Here is a 20,405-nt window from a genome sequence, read left to right on the forward strand (position 1 = left end):
TGAGGCAAATGTAGAAACAAAGTGGAAGTATTCTATACTTTGTGCAGATGTCATAAGATATGGTCAGGGAAATTGGACAGAGGGCTGCTTCATACAATAGCCTTCTCCAATCTGCCTGCGTTACGCCGTATCCGGTTAATTGGGTTAGCGATATAAGGGTTTTTTTGATGCGTATTTATCTAGCCGATTTGGGCCACAACCTTGTGACCGCCACGTCGGACACCTATCCGTTGGGCGTCGGTAATCTGGCTACATATGCCAGCGCTTATGCCAAATCGAAAACACCTGTTCAGGCAGAAATCTTCCGCGATCCGCAAGAGCTGAAAGCCGCGATCGACACGGCCACCCCGGACGTGGTCGGCTTTTCCAGTTACTCCTGGAACCACCATCTGGCCCTGTCCTTCGCCGACTATGTGAAAGCGGTCGATCCCGGCATCCTGACCCTGATGGGCGGACCCAACTTTCCGCTGACCGAGGAAGAGCAGGAAAGCTGGATCCGGACCATGCCGCAGATCGACATGCATGTGCGCGGCCCGACCTATGAAGGCGAGCGCGCTTTCCTGAGCACGCTGCAACGTTTCATCGATGTCGGCGGTCGCCGCGAAGGCATGTGGGAAGAAGCGGTCGACGGCGCGCTTTACGTACATCCCAACACCGGAGAAATCCTGCGCGGCGGCGAACCGCCCCGCATCCGCGATCTGGACGAAATCCCCTCGCCCTATCTTGCCGGGCTGATGGACAAGTTCTTTGACACCGGCCTGTTTGCGCTGATGCAACTGGCGCGGGGCTGCCCGTTTACCTGCGCGTTCTGCAATTCGGCGGTCAAATCGAACTCGAAAGTGTTCCGTCATTCGTTCGAGCGGACCAAAGCCGATCTGGATTACATCGTGGCCCGCATCAACCATGCCAGCCCGCTTTGTTTTGCCGACGACAATTTCGGCATGTACCTGCAGGATGAAGAGGTGGCCGATTATCTGGGCCATCTGATGGAGAAATACGACTGGCCCAAATACATCCGCACGACCACGGGCAAGAACCGGGGTGACCGGATCATCAAGGTGATGCGCAAGGCCAAGGGCCGCTTGCCGATGACCTCGTCGGTGCAATCCCTGAATCCGGAGGTTCTGAAGAACATCAAGCGCGACAACATCAGCCTGGATACCTATACCGAGGTGCAGCAGGAACTGCACGCCAACGGTATGCAATCCTATGGCGAACTGATCCTGTGCATGCCGGGCGAGACCCGGGAATCCTTTATGGACGCGGTGGATCAGCTGATCGAAACCGGTGTCAGCCGGGTGGCCGCGCATCAGCTGATGCTGCTGCATGGTGCCCCGCTGGCCAACCCGGACAGCCGCGAGAAATTCGGTTTCAAGACTCGTCACCGTGTGGTGGCACGCTGTTTAGGCAAATATACCGCTGATACAGTGGTCGAGACCGAAGAGATGGTGGTGGAGTCGGAACATTTCTCGTTCCAGGACTACCTGGATACGCGGGTTTTTCACCTACTGCTGACGATTTTCTACTATGAGGACAATTTCGACGAAGCCTTTCGGCTGGCCAAGGCCAACGGCATCCGACCATTTCAGGTCGTCAAATATATGCAGGAAATCCTCGGCGAAGCGCCGCAGGAACTGCGCGATGCGGTCGCGGGCTATCTGGAAGAGAACCAGGCCGAGCTGTTTGAAACCCGCGCCGACTGCGTTACTTGGGCCAAGGAAAACTACGACGATCTGATCAGCGGGGAACTAGGTGGCAACCTGCTCAGCAAATATTCGATGATCGGTCGGTTCATTGTTCTCAATGAAGCGATCGGCTTTTTGAAACGCTCCATTTCAGATCTTCTGGGGCCGGGCAATCAAAATGCGCAGGCCATGCTGGATTCGATCATCAGTTATTATGACGCGGTGATGCTGCATGTGCCCTTCACCGACAATCTGGAACGCGAACCGGTCTGGACTTCGCAATTCGACGTCGAATCCTGGCGGGCCGATGATTATGCCGGATCGCTGAGTGATTACAGGTTCGATGCCCCCCGCGACTTCCAGACCAAGGTCGATACGCGCATCAAGGCAACGCTCTTGTCGCGGATCGAAACCTTTGGTGAGCACGCATCGGGGCTGGGCCGGTTTACGCGGACGATGTTTGCCAATGATTTCCGGCGCAAGCTTGATACCGCCAGCCAGAGCCACGCCGCTGAATGATCAGAAGTAAAAACCCGCGCCAGCCTTTCTGGTTGGTTGACAACTACCGGAACAGGTCGGATTTTGTTCCCTCTTACAAGGGTTTTTGCGCGTATGGGTCGTCAGTTTCGCAATTTGACATTCACAGTTCATACATGGCTGGGTTTGCACTTATCGCTGTTCATGGCATTCCTGTTTCTGACCGGGTCCGTTCTTGTCATTGCCAGCGAACTTGAGCTGATCTTCCTCCCCAATGTCTGGACCGCCGTTCAGGATCAGGACAGAACGGCCAGCTTTGGCACCATCTACGACACGGTCAAATCTATCGAACAGGTCCGAGCGATCAACGTGATCGAAAAGCACCCCGGCGCATGGCTGGCCGACAAGGTCTATGTCGGCACTCCTCAGGGCGCAAAAGTCGTTTGGGCGGACCCCACAAGCGGCGCTGTCGTCGAGACCACTCGTGTGTTCGGCTTCCGCTCGGTGCTCAGGGACCTGCACGATAACCTTCTGCTGGATCATCGCATTGGATATCTGCTGGTTTCGGGGATCTCAATCTTGATGCTGGGTCAGATTGTCTCGGGCCTACTCAGTTACAGAAGGTTCTGGAAAGGATTCTTCCGCGCCCCATCCGACCGGTCAGGCAGGCGCGGATATTTTGGCGGATTGCATAGGTTGCTAGCGGTCTGGTCCGCGATCCTGATGCTGCTGATCGCCATTACCAGCTTTGTGTTTTTCCTGGGCGGTTTAGGGATCAGCGGACACACGGCCGCCCCCGGCCCCGCGCAGGACCGCACCGAGGTTTTGCCCGCCGGGTTCGGTGGCGTACGTATCGATCAAGCCGAGGCCATCGCCCGCACCGCCCTGCCCGGTTTCGATCCCTCTGTCATGGTGCCACCCCGCAAACCGCGCGACGGGATCATCTTCTCCGGCTCATGGGATGGCGGGCCGGCTCTGATGGGGGCGGCCCGCGTTGTCATCGATCCGGTCACGATGGATGTGATCGTTACGTTGACACCTGCCGACAATACCGGCGTTGCTCGTTTTAAGACGTTGGTCGACAAGCTGCATTTCGGAACCTGGGGAGGATTGTTTTCTAAACTGATCTGGGTTGCCTTTGGTCTGGCCGGGTTTGGTGTGGCCTTAAGTGGTATGTTGACCTTTGCCGCCCGTCAGGCGGGACCCACCCCGGACAATACCGGCACGATACGGCGGGTTTGGTCCGGGCTTGGTCTGTTCCGATGGGCTTATGTCCTTTTGATGTTGGGCATTTTTGCCGCCGCGCTCTATCACTACGTGTTGTGATCCTGCCGCCGATGCTTAGCCGGATTGGAGTGTCATCTATGTTGAAGCGACTAGATAGCGATGTCATTTGAACGGAAATTCACCAAGGGCGTCGCCTGGATGTCGGCTGGCGGTTGGGTTGAGCAAGCCATCAACTTTGTCATATTCGCAATGCTGGCCCGGCTTCTGGGGGTCGAGACATTCGGTATTCTGGCAATGGGCGCGGCCTTTGTCCTGCTGCTGGAATTCCTAGTACGGGAATCCGTCGCTGAGATTTTGCTGACGAATGAAGCGCTGTCGCCCCAACGTCTCAACTCAGTGTTCTGGTTGCTGGTGGCATTTGGTGTGGGGTTGGCGGGCCTACTGTTTGCCACGTCAGGGCCGATCGCGACATTTTATGGCGAAACACAGGTCGCCCCGCTTATTGTCGCCCTGTCACCAACCGTTCCCATGATCGCGCTAGCGGCGGTTCCGGTTGCCTTGCTGCGGCGCAAGATGCACTTTCGCGCGCTGGCCCTGCGCGCGGTTTGTGGCGTCATTGCAGGCGGGGTGGTCGGGATCGGCATGGCGCTTTCGGGCTTTGGTGTCTGGAGCCTTGCAGGGCAGCGCGTCACCCAAGTTGGCGTCAACGCGATCATGGCCTGGGCGGCGGTCTCGTGGCGCCCGGGCCTCAGCGTATCTTTTGCGCATATCGGTGAGGTTTTGCATTTCGGACACCGCATCATCGGCCTGCGCGCGGCGGAACTGATCGCGGTTCAGATGCCATCGGTCATCATCGGGGCCACGCTTGGCCCGACACAGGCGGGGTTGTTTTCAATCGCCTGGCGGGTGGTCGAGATTGCGTCTTTTCTGGTGACCACCCCGTTGCGCATGGTGGCGCATCCCGCCCTCAGCCAGGTCATGCGCAACGGCGCAAACGCGGCTGCGTTGTTGCAGGACATCATGCGCATGACCGGGCTTGTGGTCTTTCCCGCCTTTGCCGGTCTGGCCGTTCTGGCCGAGCCGGCGCTGACGGTTCTGTTCGGGCAGAAATGGGCTGCGGCGGCCCCTGTGCTGAGCATTCTGTCGGTCTTCGGGCTGTATCTCTGCATCGAGAAGGTACAGCAAACCTATTGTCTGGCAGCAGGCCGGGTTGGCATTCTGGCTCTGCTGGCCTGGTGCGAAGTCGGGTTGAGCATCGCCCTTATCTATCTTGCCGTGCCCTTCGGGCTTCCGACCATTGCGGCGGGTTTTGTGACCGCGTTTCTGATTCTTTGGCCCCTGCGGTTTCGCAACCTTGCCGTCATTGCTGGCCTCAAGGCCGGCACATTTGTGCGCCTGCACATCGCTCCGTTTCTTCTGGCAGCCGTCATGGCGGTCGGCGTTTTTCTTACCAGCCGCCAAATGGCCGAAACCTCTGAGTTGATAGTGCTTGTAGCGGGCACCTTATGTGGCCTAATCCTGTTTACAGGGCTGGCAATTCTATGCCTGCGCGACAGGCTGGAATTGTTGCGTTCTTTAATCCGCCCGGCGGCCCCAGTCCCCGAACAGTCCTCATAAAGTGTGCCGCTGCAAAATGTGCAGGAACATCCCTTATTGTTTCTCGCTAAATCACAATATGCAGATCGAAATTCCATTCGGTCGCTACATGCGATCAGGGAATATAGATGCGCTCAATGCAACGTGTTATAAGCGGGGCAATTGGTTACTCTGAGTAGGTCTGGCGAGTACAAATGCATATTCTGATCACGGGCGGCGGCGGGTTTATTGGCTCACATCTTTCTGAACGATTGATCCAGGATGGCCATAAGGTCACGGTTCTGGATGATCTTTCCACCGGGCAGATGTCCAACCTTGCGACGATTGCGGATCACCCCGCGTTCCGTTTCGTCGAGGGCAGCATTCTGGACCGCGCGCTGGTCGCCAAGCTGGTCGAACCCGCCGATGTGGTGTTCCATCTTGCCGCTGCCGTCGGAGTCAAACTGATCATGGATGAGCCCAGCCGTTCAATGCTGACCAATGTTGCTGGTACGGAAAACGTTCTGGACGCAGCTTTGCGAAAAGGGGCGCATACATTCATAGCGTCTAGCTCGGAAGTTTATGGGAAAACGACGAAATTTCCGTTCCAGGAAAACGATGACCTAACCATCGGGGCGACCAGGAACCTGCGGTGGTCTTATGCCTGTGCCAAAACTCTGGACGAATTTCTGGCATTGGCCCATGCGCGCGAATCCGGCCTACCCGTCACCATCTTGCGGTTTTTTAACACCACTGGGCCACGCCAGACCGCGCGCTATGGCATGGTTCTGCCCAACTTCGTAAAATCCGCGCTTGAGAATGCCCCGTTGATTGTACACGGCACAGGTGAGCAGTCGCGCTGCTTTGGACATGTGGCGGATGTCGTCGAGGCCATGTGCCGGCTGATGAACACGCCTGCGGCCCGCGGCGAAGTCTTCAATATCGGCACAGATCAGGAAGTCACGATCCGAGGTCTAGCCGAGCAGATCATCAAGGCGGTTGGATCTGCCTCTGACATACAACTGGTGCCGTATGATCAGGTTTACCCTGCAGGGTTCGAGGACATGCAACGGCGTCTGCCGGATGTGTCAAAACTCGAACGCATCACCGGGTTCCGCCCGATGCTGCCCCTGAGCCAGATCATTGACGATATCGCCAGTGAAATGCGTCTTCCGATGACAGCATAGAACTCTGCCATGCAGCACAGTGTGTTCAGGTCTGTCGATTATTTCTGGCTGGTGGCTATTCTGGCACTGGCCGTCACGTTGCGCCTGATCGGCCTTAACGCGCCGCTGTGGTATGATGAGATCGTCACAATCCAGTCCTATGTGAGCGGCCCATGGGCCGACATAATGCAGGGTTATTCGATGAACAACCACTATCTGTTCACCCTGCAATCCAAGCTTTCCGCATCTCTGTTCGGCGACCAGATCTGGGCCTACCGTCTTCCGGCCATGCTGTTCGGAACCGGTACCGTCCTTGCCATCTGGTGGCTTGCCCGGGACGTGGCCGGGGTGGCCGTGGCACATGTCTCGGCCCTGTTGATTGCCCTGTCCTATCATCAAGTCTGGTTTTCCCAGAACGCCCGCGGCTATACTGAACTGGCCTTCTGGAGCACCCTGGGCATGATTTTCTTCCTGCGCGGGGTGAACGCACCACAGCGCGGTATATGGATCGCCTATGGCCTGGTTCTGGCGGCAGCTGTCTTTACACATCTGACCGGAGCGTTTTTCTTTGCCGCGCAAGGGCTCGTCTGGCTTGTCCTTGTCATCACGCTTGCCGTGAAGGGGCAGTTGCCCCGCGATCTGGTTCTGTCACCCTTGATCGGCGCCGCTGTCGGGTTGTTGCTGCTCGCCGCGTTCTATGCACCTGTGATCCCGGATGTTCTTAACACCGTGAGAACGGTGTCAAAGACATCCGCAGTTGATCTGATGCAAGAATATCAAAACCCGATCTGGACCGTGTTCGAAGGGGTGCGGACCGCGATCGGCGCCGCAGGTGTTCTGCCCTTGCTGATGGCATTGGCCATGGTGACGGTGTCCTGCATCGGGGCTGCGGCAATGCATTGGCGGGCACCGCTTTTTGCCCCCATGGTACTGGCCCATATCCTACTGTTGCTGATTTTTCTGCTGGCTTTGGGCATGCGCATCTGGCCCCGATTTTTCTTCACCGATATTGGCTTCATCCTAATCCTGATCGTGGCTGGCGTCTCTGCCTGCACGGGTTTTGCAGGCCGCATCATCGGGCGGCTCGAGCTTGGACGGTATCTATTCATTGCCACATCCGCTGTGATGGTGCTGATTTCGCTCGTCCTGATCCAGCGCAACTATGCGTCCCCCAAACAAGACATGGCGGGGGCCTACAAAATGGCCGAAAGCATCAGGACAGCCGAAACAGGCGTCTACTCTGTAGGCCATAGCGGCCCCTTGTTTACAGGTTTTTTCAAAGCCGACTGGGGCAATCTGATGTCGCAGCAGGATTATGACAAAGCGCTGGCCTATCCCGGGCCGGTTGTTCTCGTTGTACCGTTTCCGACGCGCTCACACAGGATGATCCCGACATTACGAGACGATATCGGGCCCGTTTTTGAACTGGTCCATCGGTTCTCCGGCACTCTGGGGGACGGAGACATCCTTGTTCTGAAACGCCGCGGGTATGACTGATCTGGTTATTGGGTCCGGCCCGTCCGGAGTCTCGGTCGCCAGTGCCCTACTGGCGCGGGGTCGGCAGGTGCTGATGCTGGATGGAGGGCAGGTTCCGGATCGGCAGGCCGCCGCACGCCGGGCAGAAATGGCCAGCATATCACCGGCTGAGTGGTCACAGGATATGCTCACCAATTGGCAAGCCCCGCAGTTCCGTGCACCGCCGCGACAAATTCGCCGGTTTGGCTCGGACTTCGCGATGGAACCTGCCTCAGAGACCCTCACCAAGGCAGAGGGGTTCGGATTGCGGGCCTCGCGCGCCGAAGGCGGGCTGTCAAATCTGTGGGGGTCAGCCGTTCTGCCCAACCGGGCCGAAGATATCTCGGACTGGCCGATAAACACCGACGATCTCGCCCACCATTACAAGGCCGTGGCAGAGTTCATGCCGGTCAGCGGCCGGCGCGACGATCTGGAAACCGTTCTACCCGTCTTTTCCATGCAGGGCCGAACAGCGCTGCCTCCATCGCCTCAGGCTGCCCGGCTGTTGGAGAAGCTGGATCAGAGAAAATCGGACCTCGTAAAGCTGGGTGTTCACGCCGGTACCGCCCGGCTGGCGGTAGACCCAGCATGCAAACATTGCGGCCAGTGTCTGCATGGCTGTCCATGGGGCTATATTTGGTCTGCCAGACATACGCTTGCCAATCTGCGCGATCGGTCGGGTTTCAGCCATCGGTCCGGTGTTGCCCGCCGGTTCGAGGAAACTTCGGACGGCGTAACCTTGACACTGGATGACGGCGAAACCCTAAAGGCCGACCGCCTCTTTATCGCGGCAGGCGTACTGGAGACGGCTCGGCTGATTTTAGCGTCGGATTCCGGCCGCAGCCGGGTTCTAACCCTCAGGGACAGCCAGCACTTCTTTCTGCCCAGCCTGCACCGATGGCGCGCGCCACGTCAGCCGGATCGAGTGCCGTTTCACACGCTGCCACAGGCCTTTGTGGAACTTGCCGATCCGGGCATATCCCAGCGTCTGATTCATGCGCAGATCTATACCTGGAATGAATTCTACGCGCATGATTTGATTTCCACCTATGGGTCCAAACTGCCCGGCTCGGCCCCGCTGTGGCGCGCCTTGGCGAAACGGCTGATCGTGGCACAGGTGTTTTTGCATTCCGAGCATTCAGCGCGGATTGATCTGTCGCTTGCGCCGGACGGGCGTCTGACCCCTTCGATTGTCCATAACCCCGATACCGGGCATATCATGGCTACCGTCAAGTCTCGACTGGCCAAAGCGTTGAATACAGCAGGGCTTTCGACCCTGACCTTAGCCGCCCGCCTTGGAGAGCCGGGTTCGGGGTTTCATGTGGGCGGGTCGGTTCCGATGTCATCTGATCCCGGCTCAGGGGACGCGGATATTCTGGGGCGGCCCAAAGGGTTGTCCAGGGTTCATGTCGTTGATGCCTCAAGCCTGCCCAGCATCCCGGCCACAACCATCACCTTCTCGGTCATGGCCAACGCCCATCGCATCGGGACACTGGTCCCCTGAGATCATGGCCCGGTCAGTCCAGTTCCCGCACCAGACGGATCACATGCCCATGACCCCGGTTATAGTAATGCGGGCCGGCGCGAAACGCAGAACGGTTCTGCCATGCCGCTACCGCCGGACCGCCTGCGCGAATTGTCCGGAACTCGCACTCTTCGTTCTCGACAAAAGCAGAGCCGTCGATCTTTACGGGGTCATGGTAATCTTCGAAACAGTCCTCGACCCATTCGAACCCATTGCCGTGCATGTCATATAATCCAAACCCGTTTGGCGGATGAAGGCCAACGGGACCCGGCCCGCGTTCGGTCCATATGGACGAGCAGTTGACGCAAGCGGCGTTGTTCTTGCCGATATCGTTTCCCCATGGAAACCGGGTGACTGTGCCCGCTCGGGCGGCATATTCCCATTCCGCGTCCGTTGGCAGGCGATAGGTCTGGCCGGTTCTGGCGCTCAGATATGCGGCATAGGCCTTTGCATCGCTCCAGTCGACGATGGTCATGGGTTGATCGGGCCGATAATCCGCCCCCAGGTCGGGAGAGTAAGGTTCGCGCCCGGTGATCGTCTGCCAGTCCGGGTCCGCCTGGGCCTGCAGCCACTGCCCATAGGTGATTTCATAGCGCGAAAACGCCAGAGGGCGCGGGATTCGGGCAAGGCGTCGCGGACCTTCCCTGTTGGCATGCTTCAACTGGCGCCGAAGCGGCGGGTAGCTAAAAAGATGCATAAACCGCCCCTTCTCAAAAATCGGAGAGCCAAGCAGAAAGTAACCCCGGGGAATCTCGACCATGTCCGGGCAGTCGGCACAGTCGCGGAAAACACGCCCCGGTTCGACCGTCTCATCCCCGGGCTGGCGCAGAGGAAAAAACTGGGCGGTTGCGAAAAGGGCTGCGCTTTGGATCCCCGACAGATCCGGCTCGGGCAGTTCCTCGTGCTCTTCGGTTTTCCGTAAGGTGGTATTGAGATCGCGCACCGCCGTATTGGCGATCACGACCGTCGCAACAACGACGACCGCAAGCAGTGCAATCAGCAGAACCCCGAACAGCATTGTTCCAAACAACCGCAGCGTCCATCGGACGATACGCCCAAGCCAGGACCCGCCATCCCGAGTGTTCGAAGCGTTATTGAGCTGCATAAAAATCCCCCCTTACGGCCCGGCAACTTTGTAATTGTCCGACTATCCGGTTCCGGTTTCAAAGGCCCCCGCCTCCAGCGCACGGGCCAGCGCCTGATTTCCATTCTCATGCGCCGCGCGTGCCAGCGCTGCACCATAGGCTTCAAGCACCGGGGCTTCATGCCAGATGTCCACGAAAGCCTTGCGTGCAGCGGCTGCCTGCGCCGCGCGGCGATCCGGCTGATGCTGCAACGCGCGCATGGCGGCGATCAGATCGTCCCGGGTTTCGAAAAGCGATCCGCCCCCTGCCCGTTCGACGATCTCGGGGAACGGCCCCAGGCGGCGGGCGATCACCGGGGTTCCCAACCGGAAGCTTTCGATCAGGATGATGCCAAAGGTTTCATAGCAAACCGACGGCACGATCAGCCCAATGGCACCGCGGTAATAGGCATTGAGCTCCTCAGGCGTCTTTCGGCCCAGGAATTTGATCCGGTCATTGCCCGCAGCCTGTTTTTTCAGCTCATCCGCGTAGTCGCCATCGCCCAATATCAGAAGGTCGGCATCCGGGTAGCGGTCGAAGGCCGGGAACACGTCCTGCAGCCCTTTGATCTTTTCCAAACGTCCGACAAACAGGAAATAGGGACGCTCATGCGTGGCCGGTTCCGGCAGCGCGTCCTGGTCGAGATCGGGCAGGAAATAGGGCAGCACCTGCATGTCCTGACGCAATCCGAATTCGCGATGCTTGGTCTGGCTGAATTCGCTTTTGGCGATGATCAGATCCATATGATCCAGCGCCCGGTCCAGCGCGCCGGTATACCGCCACAGCTGCGGCGGGCGTTTATAATTCAGCACACAGCGCAGGCACTGGCGATCCTCGCACAGCTCGCGCCCATGCCGCCACAGAACATGGGTGGGGCAGACCAGCCAATGTTCATGCGCCTCATAAACCTTCAGCCCCTCGCCCATCGGCAACAGGCCGGGTCCGCCGATCAGCGAGGTGTTGTTGTGCCAGATGATATCCGGCTGCCGCTCGGCCAGTATCTCGCGGATACGGGCGGCATGGACCACCGGGCGGCCCAGCTGTTGGGTCAGCAGGTTCGACATCATCCCATTGCGGTTGCGCAACCCGATCCGCCGCACCCCGTCAGGTGGCCCTTCGGGCTGGAGCTTGCCGCCCAGGATCAGATAGCTGTCTTCGTCATGCACCACCGTCACATCGTGCCCCCGCGCCACCAGCGCCCGGGCCATGCGCTGAATACCTACGGCGTCGCCACCGAAGGAAAAGGGCGGGTAAAATGTGGTGAACATCAGAATGCGTAAAGACTTCATTCGCGCAAAACAGCCAACCGTTAAATCCGGGGCATATGACAACAGTATTGTGTCGGCGAAAAGACGCAAGCACCACTTTTAAGGCGCCTGTTGCACAGGACCCGCGACCAGTGTTGCGCGATGGTTGCAATTTGCCGGCAATACTGCCGCTGTGTTTGGGAAGCTGGCAAACCGGCCGGGGGTTAACTATGCTTTCCCCAAATCAAAACCCTGTACACAAAGCATTTCTTCACCGTGCCTTCCCGTTCAGAGACCGTTCCCTCCCCCCCTCTGCGTGTTCTTGAAATAGCCACGCGCTATGGCGCAGGCGGGATACAGAGACATGTTCTGGACCTGCGGGACTGGTTGCGCGGGCGCGGGCATGAAATATTTCTGTCCGGCACACCCGATGTCTGGGCCGGGCCAGGTAAAAACCCGGGCTTTCTGGAATTGCCGACACGCTATGTTGCGGCAGATGGCGGATCAACATTGCGGCGTATCAGATATGCCCTGCAATCTGCCTGGCGTCTGCGGCGCTGGTTGTCCCAAAACCCCGTCGATCTGATTCATTGTCATGAATCGGCACCGGCACTGGTCGCTTTGATTGCACGGGTCGGGATAGGGACCCCTATTGTCATCACCTATCACGGAGCGGCACCCGAGCGTATTCCGTCGTTCTGCAAAATCGCGCGCCATTGCGACATGGTCTTCACCACCAACGAATATTCCGCTCGGGACTTGGAAAAGTTCGGCGGCGTGTCCCGTGAGCACATTCGCGTCATCGGGCTTGGCCTGCATCCCCCGCCCGCGAACGCCCCTGAAGAAATCGCTGCCCTTCGGAACAAGCTTCTTGGGGACGGCACGCATCTGATCGTCACAATCGCGCGGCTGACCCATCAGAAAGGCATCGACACCCTGATCGATTGCGTCGCAAGATTGAAACAGAACCGCCCCGGTTATCGCTTCGTGATCGCCGGAGACGGCTCCGAGGAAGACAAGCTGCGCAACCTGGCCCGTAAAAAGCAAGTGGATGACCGTTTGTTTTTTGCGGGCCGGACAGAACGCCCGCATCTATATCTGCAGGCATCGGACCTGTTTTTGCTGACCTCACGCTGGGAGGCCAAACCGATTGCCATCGCCGAGGCGTTTCAGGTTGGCAAACCTGCCGTTGCAACCGCCTGTTCCGGGGTATTCGAGCTGATCGACGATACTGTCGGAGCAATCGCCCCAATAGAAGACACGGCTGCAATCTGCGAGGCCATTACAGGCATTCTGGAAGACGAGCCGAAATATTCAGAGATGGCACACGCCGCTTTGGTGCGCAGTCGCGAGGATCAGTTCGATCTCGACTATCAACATCGCAGGTTCGAGCAGGCGTATCTTGATCTGATCGGGCGCTAATTCGCAGGTGGGGTCATCTCGCGCACCATACGGATGGCGAACCCCTCACCCCGGTTGTAGTAATGCGGGCCCACCCGGAACGCGCGCTTGGCGCAATATCCTGCGCGCCGCCGCCGCGAATGGTGCGGAATTCACAATTCTCGTCAGGGACATGCGGCGCGGCGGTCACTTTCACCGCATCATGGTAGGGTTCAAAAACATCCTCGACCCATTCATGGCCGTTTCCGCTCATGTCATGTAAGCCGAACCCGTTTGCCGGATATTGGCCTACCGGGCTGACCCGCATGTCCGCCAATAGGTCCGAGCATCCAATGCAGGCCCCGTTGTTCTGGCTGGTCTCGTTGCCCCACGGATAACGGGTTACGGTTTCGACCCGCGCCGCTTATTCCCACTCCACATCAATCGGCAGGCAATATATCTGCACAGTCCTTACGCTGAGTTACGCGGCATATGCCTGTGTATCCTCCCAATCGACCTGCAGTGCGGGCTGGTCATCCCGATGATTGGCGCCCGGATCGGGCATATATGACGGACGTCCGGTAATGGCCTGCCAATCCGGGTCAGCCTGCGTCTACCGCCCCTGATCAAAGGTGACCACATGGCGCGAAATCTGAACCAGCCGTCTGGGTCCTTCGCGGTTTGCAAATTTCAACTGCTGCCAGATCAAGGGGGGTTGTAGACATGCAGATGGCGATCTTCTTCGGAAACAGGCGAGCCAAGCAGGAAGTAAACCGGCGGCAGCACGGCCATTTCGGTGCGATCGCTGAACACCCGCCTCTGGGCAACCTGACCAGCACAGCGGCAAAACCTGTGATGTTCCCAAAAGAGCAACCTTTTGGAGCGCCTAAATTGGCGGAGAGGGCAGTTCGCTCTGGCCTTGTGCCGCAGCCAAGGCGGTATCGAGGTCCTTCCGGGCGGTCCACGCGACCAGAACCATTATCCCAGCCAGCAGCTCAAGACCTACAAGCAGAAAAGCCACGATGCAAATAAGCCCACACAGTTTTCCCCGGCGCGGTTCGGTCACCTGAATACTGGTCATATGTCGCGCTCCCGTTCTGCAGTGACTTTCTCGGCGATCCGCGCCCCTGCACGGGCTGACAGGGCCATGATGGTCAAGCCCGGGTTCTGGAACGGATTAGTCGGAAACGACGCCGAATCCGTTACATGGACATTAGGACAGTCATAGACTTCCAGATCGCCGTTTAGCACATACCGGGTAGGGTCATCGCCCATACATGCCCCTCCGGTTTCGTGGATCGACGACCCCGGCTGCAAAGCCCCGTCGGCGGTATAGACCAGCGGTCCGGCCAACTTATACGCCAGTTTCGAGACCAGGCTTTCGCGCCCCAGCGGATCATCGGGCAGACCGAAAGTTTGTGAGACATCCTTCAGCGTGTCGTTCATGTCCTGCACCATCGCGCGCTCATTGTCGGAATGGCGCAGCGTGACCTTCGGCGCGGGAATGCCCCACGCATCGCGTTTGTTCGGATCAAGCTCGATCCGGTTTTCGGCACGCGGCAGGACCTCTCCGATCGCCATGAAAAACCACCCCGGTTCAATCCGTCCGACGGATCCTAGAAGGGAATAGCTGCGTAGAAATCCGCAATCCTTACGCCCACCACGATTGCGGAACCCAGGGATATAGATGCCGGACTGTGCGCCGAAATCGTAGGGGTCGTGATCGGAGCCCAGCCCTTCAACCTCGGGCAGGGTTCCGGCGCGAAAGACCATCAGGTGATCTGACAGGTAATGCCCCAGATTGCCCGATGAATTGCCCAAGCCCTGCGTGTGCTGCGGCCCGCGGGAATTAAGCAAAAGCCGCACGGATTCGATAGTCGAGGCGCAGACCGCGATCATTCGCGCCGTCACGGTGTGTTCCTGCCCGCTAACCGCGTCGATATAGCGAACGCCGGTCGCCAGACCCGTTTGCGCGTCGGTTTCGATCTTTGACACCACTGCCTCGCTGCGCAGCTCGAAATTCCCGCTCGCCTGTGCCGCCGTCAGGGGCAGAGGTGTCCGCGCGGGCACGTGGCGGATGATCCGGCAGGTGGTGGCGGGACGATCCGGCCATTTCCGCGCCAGCTCGTCCAAGAGCGTGCGTTCGGCCCTGGTCAGCGGATGTGGGGCATCATAGATGCCATCGGGCAGGTTTTCGATCTGCGCCGCCTCGCCCGCTACACCCAGAAACTGTTCAACCCGGCCATACCAGGGATCGAGATCGGCATAGGAAATCGGCCAGCCGTCGCCGAACCCATCCTGTTCGGCGGCCTTGAATTCGTGATCCGAAATGCGCAGTGCGTTGCGCCCCCACAGATGCAGCCGCCCGCCCACCTGGCGGGACCGGAACCAGTTGAAATGGGCCCCGCCCGACGTGGTGTAAGGGTTCTGCCGGTCATTGACGAACAGATGCCCGGTCAGAGGCGTGAAGGACATGCAGCGCGCTTGCACATGCTGCCCCCGTAGGATCGCCATGACACGGCTGAGGATGCTGACACGGGACCCGCCTGCATGGTTGCTGTCGGGAAAATCATCCTGAGGGTCCAGCGCGCGCCCGGCCTCCAGCATCAATGTCCGGCAGCCGCGCTCGCTTGTTTCTTTCGCAACCCATCCGCCGGCTGCGCCGGAGCCAATGACGATGACGTCGTATTCTGGTCCGGTTGCCTGCATCGCTCAGGGCCGCCGCGTGACGTAGCCCCAGACCTCGCCACAGGTCCAGGCGATGGTCAGGATGATGATATAGGGCAGCGCTGTCAGGTATCGCAGAAGCCGCCCCTTGCTCACCTGCGTCAGGCCATGGCGCACCCACAGAACCGGCGGGATCAGCGGGCTGGACAGGATGTAGGCAAGCCGTTTCAGGCCACTTATATGCATCGCCCGGATATGGCCGAACAGTCGCCCCCAGTGAAACCGCTCGGGCAGCAGCTGGCCCAGCCTTGCCGGAGGGCGGATATGATCGACAACCAGTTCATTGGACAGCAACAATTCTTCACCCTGTTCGATTAGGAACCAGTGAACGACCGGCTCGCGAAACCGTTCTTTCCACAGATGGCGGGTCGCCTCCAATGCCTTCCGGCTATAGGTCACATTTACGTCCGAAACCCATTCCGCCGGGCCGCTGTTAAACGGCAAGCCGTAGCGGCCAAAGTCGGTCACATAGAACGCCCAGTTCAGCAGTGAGACCGGTTCCTTACAGTCGATGGCCCCGCCAATGACATTCTTGCCCGTTTCCGCATGCAGGCGCATGACGGTGCGGGCCCAGTCGGGGTGCGGATGCCCGCGGTCTTCGAGAATCGCGATCACGTCACCGGTAGCGGCAGCCAGCCCGGCCGCGCGTCTGCGGTCAAAAAGCTCATGCTGACCTGCCTCGGACGTTATCGGACGGGCAGGCGTGATGACCCCAAGGTCCAGAAAATTTACATCCGGAAACTCTACTGCGTATTCGGCGGCCTCTGAGACGCTCGCATCATAAGGTACAATGAGTTCCAGCGACGGTGGGTCTTCAAATGCGGTAACAGAAAGCAAAAAGTCGCGCAGGTAAGAGCCGCCATCGACAATAGTCACGACGATGGAAAGCGTTGGATGATCTGTCACCGCAAGCTCCTGCAACTGGAAAAACCCTGCCTCTTCAAGGCAGATACTGACAAGGCCCGGTCGGGATTCCAAGCGCCGTCTGGAAACCAATCAGATGTCATGCGGCCATGTCCCCCAGCGCATCAAGCCTGACCGGCTGGCCGGTTGCACTGCTTTCGCGCACCGCATCCGCAACCTCGATCGCCCGCAGGGCGGCGTGGCCGTCGGAAATGCGCAAACCGGTCTGGCCCGCACAAAGCCCGGCAAATTCCTGCAACTCATCGGCAAAAGACAACAGTGCCGTGGATCTCCAGGATTTCAGCTTTTCCCGCAGCATGATCCCGGGATAGCGGCGGTGCTGGCGGGTGGGCTTGCCACCCGGACGATCCATGGTGATCAGCAGTGTCTCCATCGGTGCATAAGCGCCGCGCACCATGCCCTTACTGCCATATACCTCGACCTGGCTTTTGTAGCCTTTCCAATCTGTCCAGGTTGCCTGATAGATCGCGGGAATACCTCCGGGACTTTTAAAGATCGCTATCGCATTGTCTTCGGAGCCCGGCTCATTCCAGACCTTTTCGGTGGCAACTCCGTAAACGCTGGTGATTTCACCCAGCATATGGCGGGCCATGTCGGTCATGTGAATCCCCACATCCCACAGCGCGCCACCGCCTGAAATCTCGGACTTGTACTCCCAGTCATGCACGAATTTCGTCAGACCCTCATGCCCGCCATAGATGCGCACATGATCGACCTCTCCGATCTGGCCCGATTCGATGACATCCTTCACATATGAGAAGGCCGGATAATATCTCATGTTGAACCCACCGCCCAGGGCTATGCCCGCCGCCCGGGCTGCTAAAACGATTCTGCTGCTGGCCTCGGCCGTGGTGGCCAGCGGCTTTTCCGCCAGCACATGCAACCCCCGCTCGAACGCGATCAGGCACAAAGGTTCGCGCACATGCGCCGGGGTCGAAATAATGACCGCATCCATACCGACATCAAAAAACCTGTCCGCGTCGGTAAAGGCCGGCGCACCACTGGCCACAGCTTCGGCCCGGGACATATCCGTATCCATAACGGCGGCAAGCGTGGTGTCGGGATTGTCGATAATGGTCTGCACGCGCATCTGCCCGATCTTGCCGGCTGCGCCGATCACACCGATCCTCATAAAACTCCTCATTCAAAAACCTAGGGGTGTTACACCCCGGACATCTATAACAGCAGATCATCTGTTAGCGGAGTAGCATGCGCAACCACCCTGCGCTAGGCTCCTGAGGCGCAACGATTTCATACCTAGGTTTGAATTGAAGAGGGATTGGCAACAGTGAACTTCACAGGTTCGGAAAAATTGCAGGGGCAGGCAGTCTTTGTCACCGGCGCGACAGGGTTTCTTGGGGCGCGGCTGGTTCCAGCCCTTCTGAAAAACGGAGCACGGATAACGACCCTGTTGCGCAGCCGTCATGGCGCGAAAGACCTTGAGGCAAAGGGCGTCACTGTCGTCACTGCAGCTCTTGGTGATAGGGTGGCGATTGCAGAGACCCTGCGCGGCCACGACATACTGATGCATCTGGCCTATGATGTGCGGGCCACTTCTGAGAAGAACCTGTCGGATTTTGCCGCATTATTCGGCGCAGCACAGGACGCTGGCATCGGAAGGATCATCCATACCAGTTCCATCGTGGTTTATGATGTCTGGCCCAACGAGGATCTGGATGAAACCAGCCCGGTACAACACCCAGGCGGCAGCCCATACCGTCAGGCCAAGCTCGAGATGGAGAAACAGCTGATGGCCGGCCCCGTCCCGGCAGCCATCCTTCAACCCACCTTGATTTATGGGCCCGGCAGCGCCTTGTGGACCGATCAGCTGACGGAAAATCTTGCTACCGGAACACAGATCCTGCCGCGGCCCGAGGGCTTGTGTAACGGTGTTTTCGTCGATGATGTGGTGCAGGCCATTCTCCGGGCGGCGGTCCTGGAGGATCTGGGTCAGGAACGCTTTGTCATCTCGGGGCTTGAACCGATTGCATGGTCCGACCTTTTGTCGGGCTATTCCCGGATCATCGGCAAAGGTGATCTGCGATATGAGCCTTATCAGACCCTTTCGGACCGATTGGGGCCTGAGCCCGTTCATGATGCGGATCCCGAGACCATTTCGACTGCGGCCCGGATCGGAGCGCTTGGCCGTACACTGCTGGGGCGGGACCGGTTCGAAGCGCTGGTGCGCGCCATCAAAAGGCGTATGGCGTCAGGCGATGGCGCAGCCTATCCCGACCGGCATCTGCTGGAACTTTTTGCCGCCAAAGGCAGTTGCAGCATCGCACATGCACAGGCGCGGTTGGGTTACCAGCCCGACTACCCGCTTGAAAAAGGCCTGGCAGCAACAGCAGACTATTTGCAAAATCGGTTTGGCTGACGCCATGCCCATTATTTGAAACGCAACCCCATGGCCCGAATTTCAAGGCCGCTATCAAGGCAAAAGCATGCTGCATATCGGTGTAGACGCCAGCTCCTGGGAAAATGAACGTGGCTTTGGACGTTTCACCCGCAATCTGATCCCAGCACTGGCCGCGCGGCAAACAGGGTTCCGCTATACGCTGCTGTTCGATCAGGAGCCTACGCGGCCTGTGCCCGAAGGTGTCGATATCCGGATCGCTGGATCGGACAGGTCAATGTCAGAAGCCTCCTCCGGGACCTCGGCGCGCGGCGGAGCCGATCTGATCACCATGGCCCGGTCCACACAGCGGATGGACTGCGATCTGTTCTTCTACCCAGCGGTATATTCCTATTTCCCACAACTGACCCGGCGGCCCTCAGTGGTGTGTTTTCATGACACCATTCCCGAACGGTTTCCCGATCTCATCTTCCCCAAGAAGCTGAACTTCCGCCTGTGGCAAGCGAAATGCTGGCTGGCCAAGAAACAGGCGACGCGGGTGATGACGATATCGCAGGCGTCCGCCAAGGATCTGGAACGTATCCTGCGCATTCCCGCAGATCGCACCGACATTATCACCGAAGGGGCAGAGCCAATTTTTCGGCAAATTCACGACACGCAGCTTCTGGCCCAGACGCGTCAGGCATACAACATCCCGCCCGATGCCCCTTTGCTGGTCTATGTGGGCGGCTTCAATCGGCACAAAAACGTGTTGCGGCTGATCGAGGCGATGCCTGAAATCCTGGCACGCATGCCAAATGCGCGTCTGGCCATCGTTGGGCGCACCACCGGCGCGCGGTTCTGGGACAATGTCGAAGACCTCAAGGCCAGCGCCGCTGCCGATGCGGCGCGCTCGGAAAGCATCGTCTTTACCGGCGAGATCGACGATGCACATCTTGCCGCCCTGCTGAACGCATCCGACGCGCTGGTATTCCCCTCGCTCTGGGAAGGATTCGGCCTGCCTGCGCTCGAGGCGATGTCCTGCGGCACCCCGGTTCTGTCCTCGGATCGCGGCAGCCTGCCCGAGGTGGTGGGCGATGGCGGGCTGTATTTCGACCCTCTGTCCAGCCAGGCACTGGCGGATCAGGCCATCCGGCTGCTGACCGAACCTGGCCTGCAAAACGATTTCTCGCAAAAAGCCCTGGCACAGGCCACAAACTTTAGTTGGGACAAAGGCGCGGAATTGGCCGAGGCAAGCTTCATGAAAGCCCTTGGACGTATTTGACGCTTTCGGCGAGCCCAAAGCGAGGAGGAGCACAAATCTGTTGCCGTTTTAGACACGCAAAACACAAAATTGGAGCTTCAAGCACGCTTGTTCTGGACTTCATGCCGCGAAAACCCAGAATGGGCATACGTGATTTTCCGATTGATTGGGTAACTGTTCATATGTTGCGATATTCTGTTTTAGAAACATTTCTCTGTCTTCTCGCTGCACGGA

15 protein-coding genes and 1 pseudogene are annotated in these 20,405 nt (G+C 58.6%); 9 read left to right on the forward strand and 7 right to left on the reverse strand.

Annotation, left to right across the window (positions count from 1 at the left end; translation table 11 throughout):
• Nucleotides 1-167: 167 nt before the first annotated feature.
• The 6 genes from ACR0J8_RS20020 to ACR0J8_RS20045 all read left to right on the forward strand — a co-directional run bounded on the left by ACR0J8_RS20020 (nucleotide 168) and on the right by ACR0J8_RS20045 (nucleotide 9,149).
• Nucleotides 168-2,204 (forward strand): B12-binding domain-containing radical SAM protein, encoded by a 2,037-nt coding sequence (locus ACR0J8_RS20020; protein WP_480891903.1) that lies wholly within the window; start codon nucleotides 168-170, stop codon nucleotides 2,202-2,204.
• Nucleotides 2,205-2,297: 93 nt separating this feature from the next.
• A complete protein-coding gene (locus ACR0J8_RS20025) occupies nucleotides 2,298-3,488 on the forward strand; it encodes a PepSY-associated TM helix domain-containing protein (RefSeq protein ID WP_480891960.1) in 1,191 nt (396 codons plus the stop codon).
• 60 nt (nucleotides 3,489-3,548) lie between these two features.
• Complete coding sequence (locus tag ACR0J8_RS20030) at nucleotides 3,549-5,006, forward strand: lipopolysaccharide biosynthesis protein (RefSeq protein ID WP_480891906.1); 1,458 nt, start codon at nucleotides 3,549-3,551, stop codon at nucleotides 5,004-5,006.
• A 173-nt stretch (nucleotides 5,007-5,179) separates the two neighbouring features.
• The gene (locus ACR0J8_RS20035) at nucleotides 5,180-6,151 is read left to right on the forward strand and encodes an NAD-dependent epimerase/dehydratase family protein (protein ID WP_480891909.1); all 972 of its coding nucleotides are present in this window, start codon (nucleotides 5,180-5,182) and stop codon (nucleotides 6,149-6,151) included.
• Between the two features lie 9 nt (nucleotides 6,152-6,160).
• Nucleotides 6,161-7,627: a glycosyltransferase family 39 protein gene (locus tag ACR0J8_RS20040; RefSeq protein WP_480891912.1), complete on the forward strand. Its 1,467-nt coding sequence runs from the start codon at nucleotides 6,161-6,163 to the stop codon at nucleotides 7,625-7,627.
• Nucleotides 7,620-9,149: a GMC oxidoreductase gene (locus tag ACR0J8_RS20045; protein WP_480891915.1), complete on the forward strand. Its 1,530-nt coding sequence runs from the start codon at nucleotides 7,620-7,622 to the stop codon at nucleotides 9,147-9,149. Before ACR0J8_RS20040 ends, ACR0J8_RS20045 begins: the two co-directional genes overlap by 8 nt.
• A gap of 13 nt (nucleotides 9,150-9,162) precedes the next feature.
• Here the strand turns inward: ACR0J8_RS20045 and ACR0J8_RS20050 are convergent, their stop codons facing one another.
• The gene (locus ACR0J8_RS20050; RefSeq protein ID WP_480891918.1) at nucleotides 9,163-10,275 is read right to left on the reverse strand and encodes a formylglycine-generating enzyme family protein; all 1,113 of its coding nucleotides are present in this window, start codon (nucleotides 10,273-10,275) and stop codon (nucleotides 9,163-9,165) included.
• Between the two features lie 42 nt (nucleotides 10,276-10,317).
• The gene (locus ACR0J8_RS20055) at nucleotides 10,318-11,562 is read right to left on the reverse strand and encodes a glycosyltransferase (protein WP_480891920.1); all 1,245 of its coding nucleotides are present in this window, start codon (nucleotides 11,560-11,562) and stop codon (nucleotides 10,318-10,320) included.
• Nucleotides 11,563-11,817: 255 nt separating this feature from the next.
• On the opposite strand from ACR0J8_RS20055, the gene ACR0J8_RS20060 reads away from it, so the two are divergent.
• Nucleotides 11,818-12,963 carry a glycosyltransferase family 4 protein gene (locus tag ACR0J8_RS20060; protein WP_480891923.1) on the forward strand — a complete coding sequence of 382 codons (1,146 nt, stop codon included), beginning with the start codon at nucleotides 11,818-11,820 and terminating at the stop codon, nucleotides 12,961-12,963.
• 13 nt (nucleotides 12,964-12,976) lie between these two features.
• Here the strand turns inward: ACR0J8_RS20060 and ACR0J8_RS20065 are convergent.
• The 5 genes and pseudogenes from ACR0J8_RS20065 to ACR0J8_RS20085 all read right to left on the reverse strand — a co-directional run.
• Nucleotides 12,977-13,333: pseudogene (locus ACR0J8_RS20065) on the reverse strand (formylglycine-generating enzyme family protein); the annotation flags it as partial.
• A gap of 474 nt (nucleotides 13,334-13,807) precedes the next feature.
• Nucleotides 13,808-14,002, reverse strand: coding sequence for a hypothetical protein (locus tag ACR0J8_RS20070; RefSeq protein WP_480891926.1), 195 nt, complete (start codon nucleotides 14,000-14,002; stop codon nucleotides 13,808-13,810).
• Complete coding sequence (locus ACR0J8_RS20075) at nucleotides 13,999-15,630, reverse strand: GMC oxidoreductase (RefSeq protein WP_480891929.1); 1,632 nt, start codon at nucleotides 15,628-15,630, stop codon at nucleotides 13,999-14,001. The genes ACR0J8_RS20070 and ACR0J8_RS20075 overlap by 4 nt, the downstream gene beginning before the upstream one ends.
• Before the next feature lie 3 nt (nucleotides 15,631-15,633).
• Nucleotides 15,634-16,554, reverse strand: a complete 921-nt coding sequence (locus tag ACR0J8_RS20080; RefSeq protein WP_480891932.1) for a glycosyltransferase — start codon at nucleotides 16,552-16,554, stop codon at nucleotides 15,634-15,636.
• 97 nt (nucleotides 16,555-16,651) lie between these two features.
• On the reverse strand, nucleotides 16,652-17,716 hold the full coding sequence (locus ACR0J8_RS20085; protein WP_480891934.1) for a Gfo/Idh/MocA family protein: 1,065 nt from the start codon (nucleotides 17,714-17,716) through the stop codon (nucleotides 16,652-16,654).
• Nucleotides 17,717-17,860: 144 nt separating this feature from the next.
• On the opposite strand from ACR0J8_RS20085, the gene ACR0J8_RS20090 reads away from it, so the two are divergent.
• Nucleotides 17,861-18,949, forward strand: coding sequence for an NAD-dependent epimerase/dehydratase family protein (locus ACR0J8_RS20090; RefSeq protein WP_480891937.1), 1,089 nt, complete (start codon nucleotides 17,861-17,863; stop codon nucleotides 18,947-18,949).
• A gap of 67 nt (nucleotides 18,950-19,016) precedes the next feature.
• The gene (locus ACR0J8_RS20095) at nucleotides 19,017-20,192 is read left to right on the forward strand and encodes a glycosyltransferase family 4 protein (RefSeq protein ID WP_480891940.1); all 1,176 of its coding nucleotides are present in this window, start codon (nucleotides 19,017-19,019) and stop codon (nucleotides 20,190-20,192) included.
• The last annotated feature ends 213 nt before the right edge of the window (nucleotides 20,193-20,405 follow it).

The organism is Ruegeria sp. N11 (assembly GCF_056531525.1).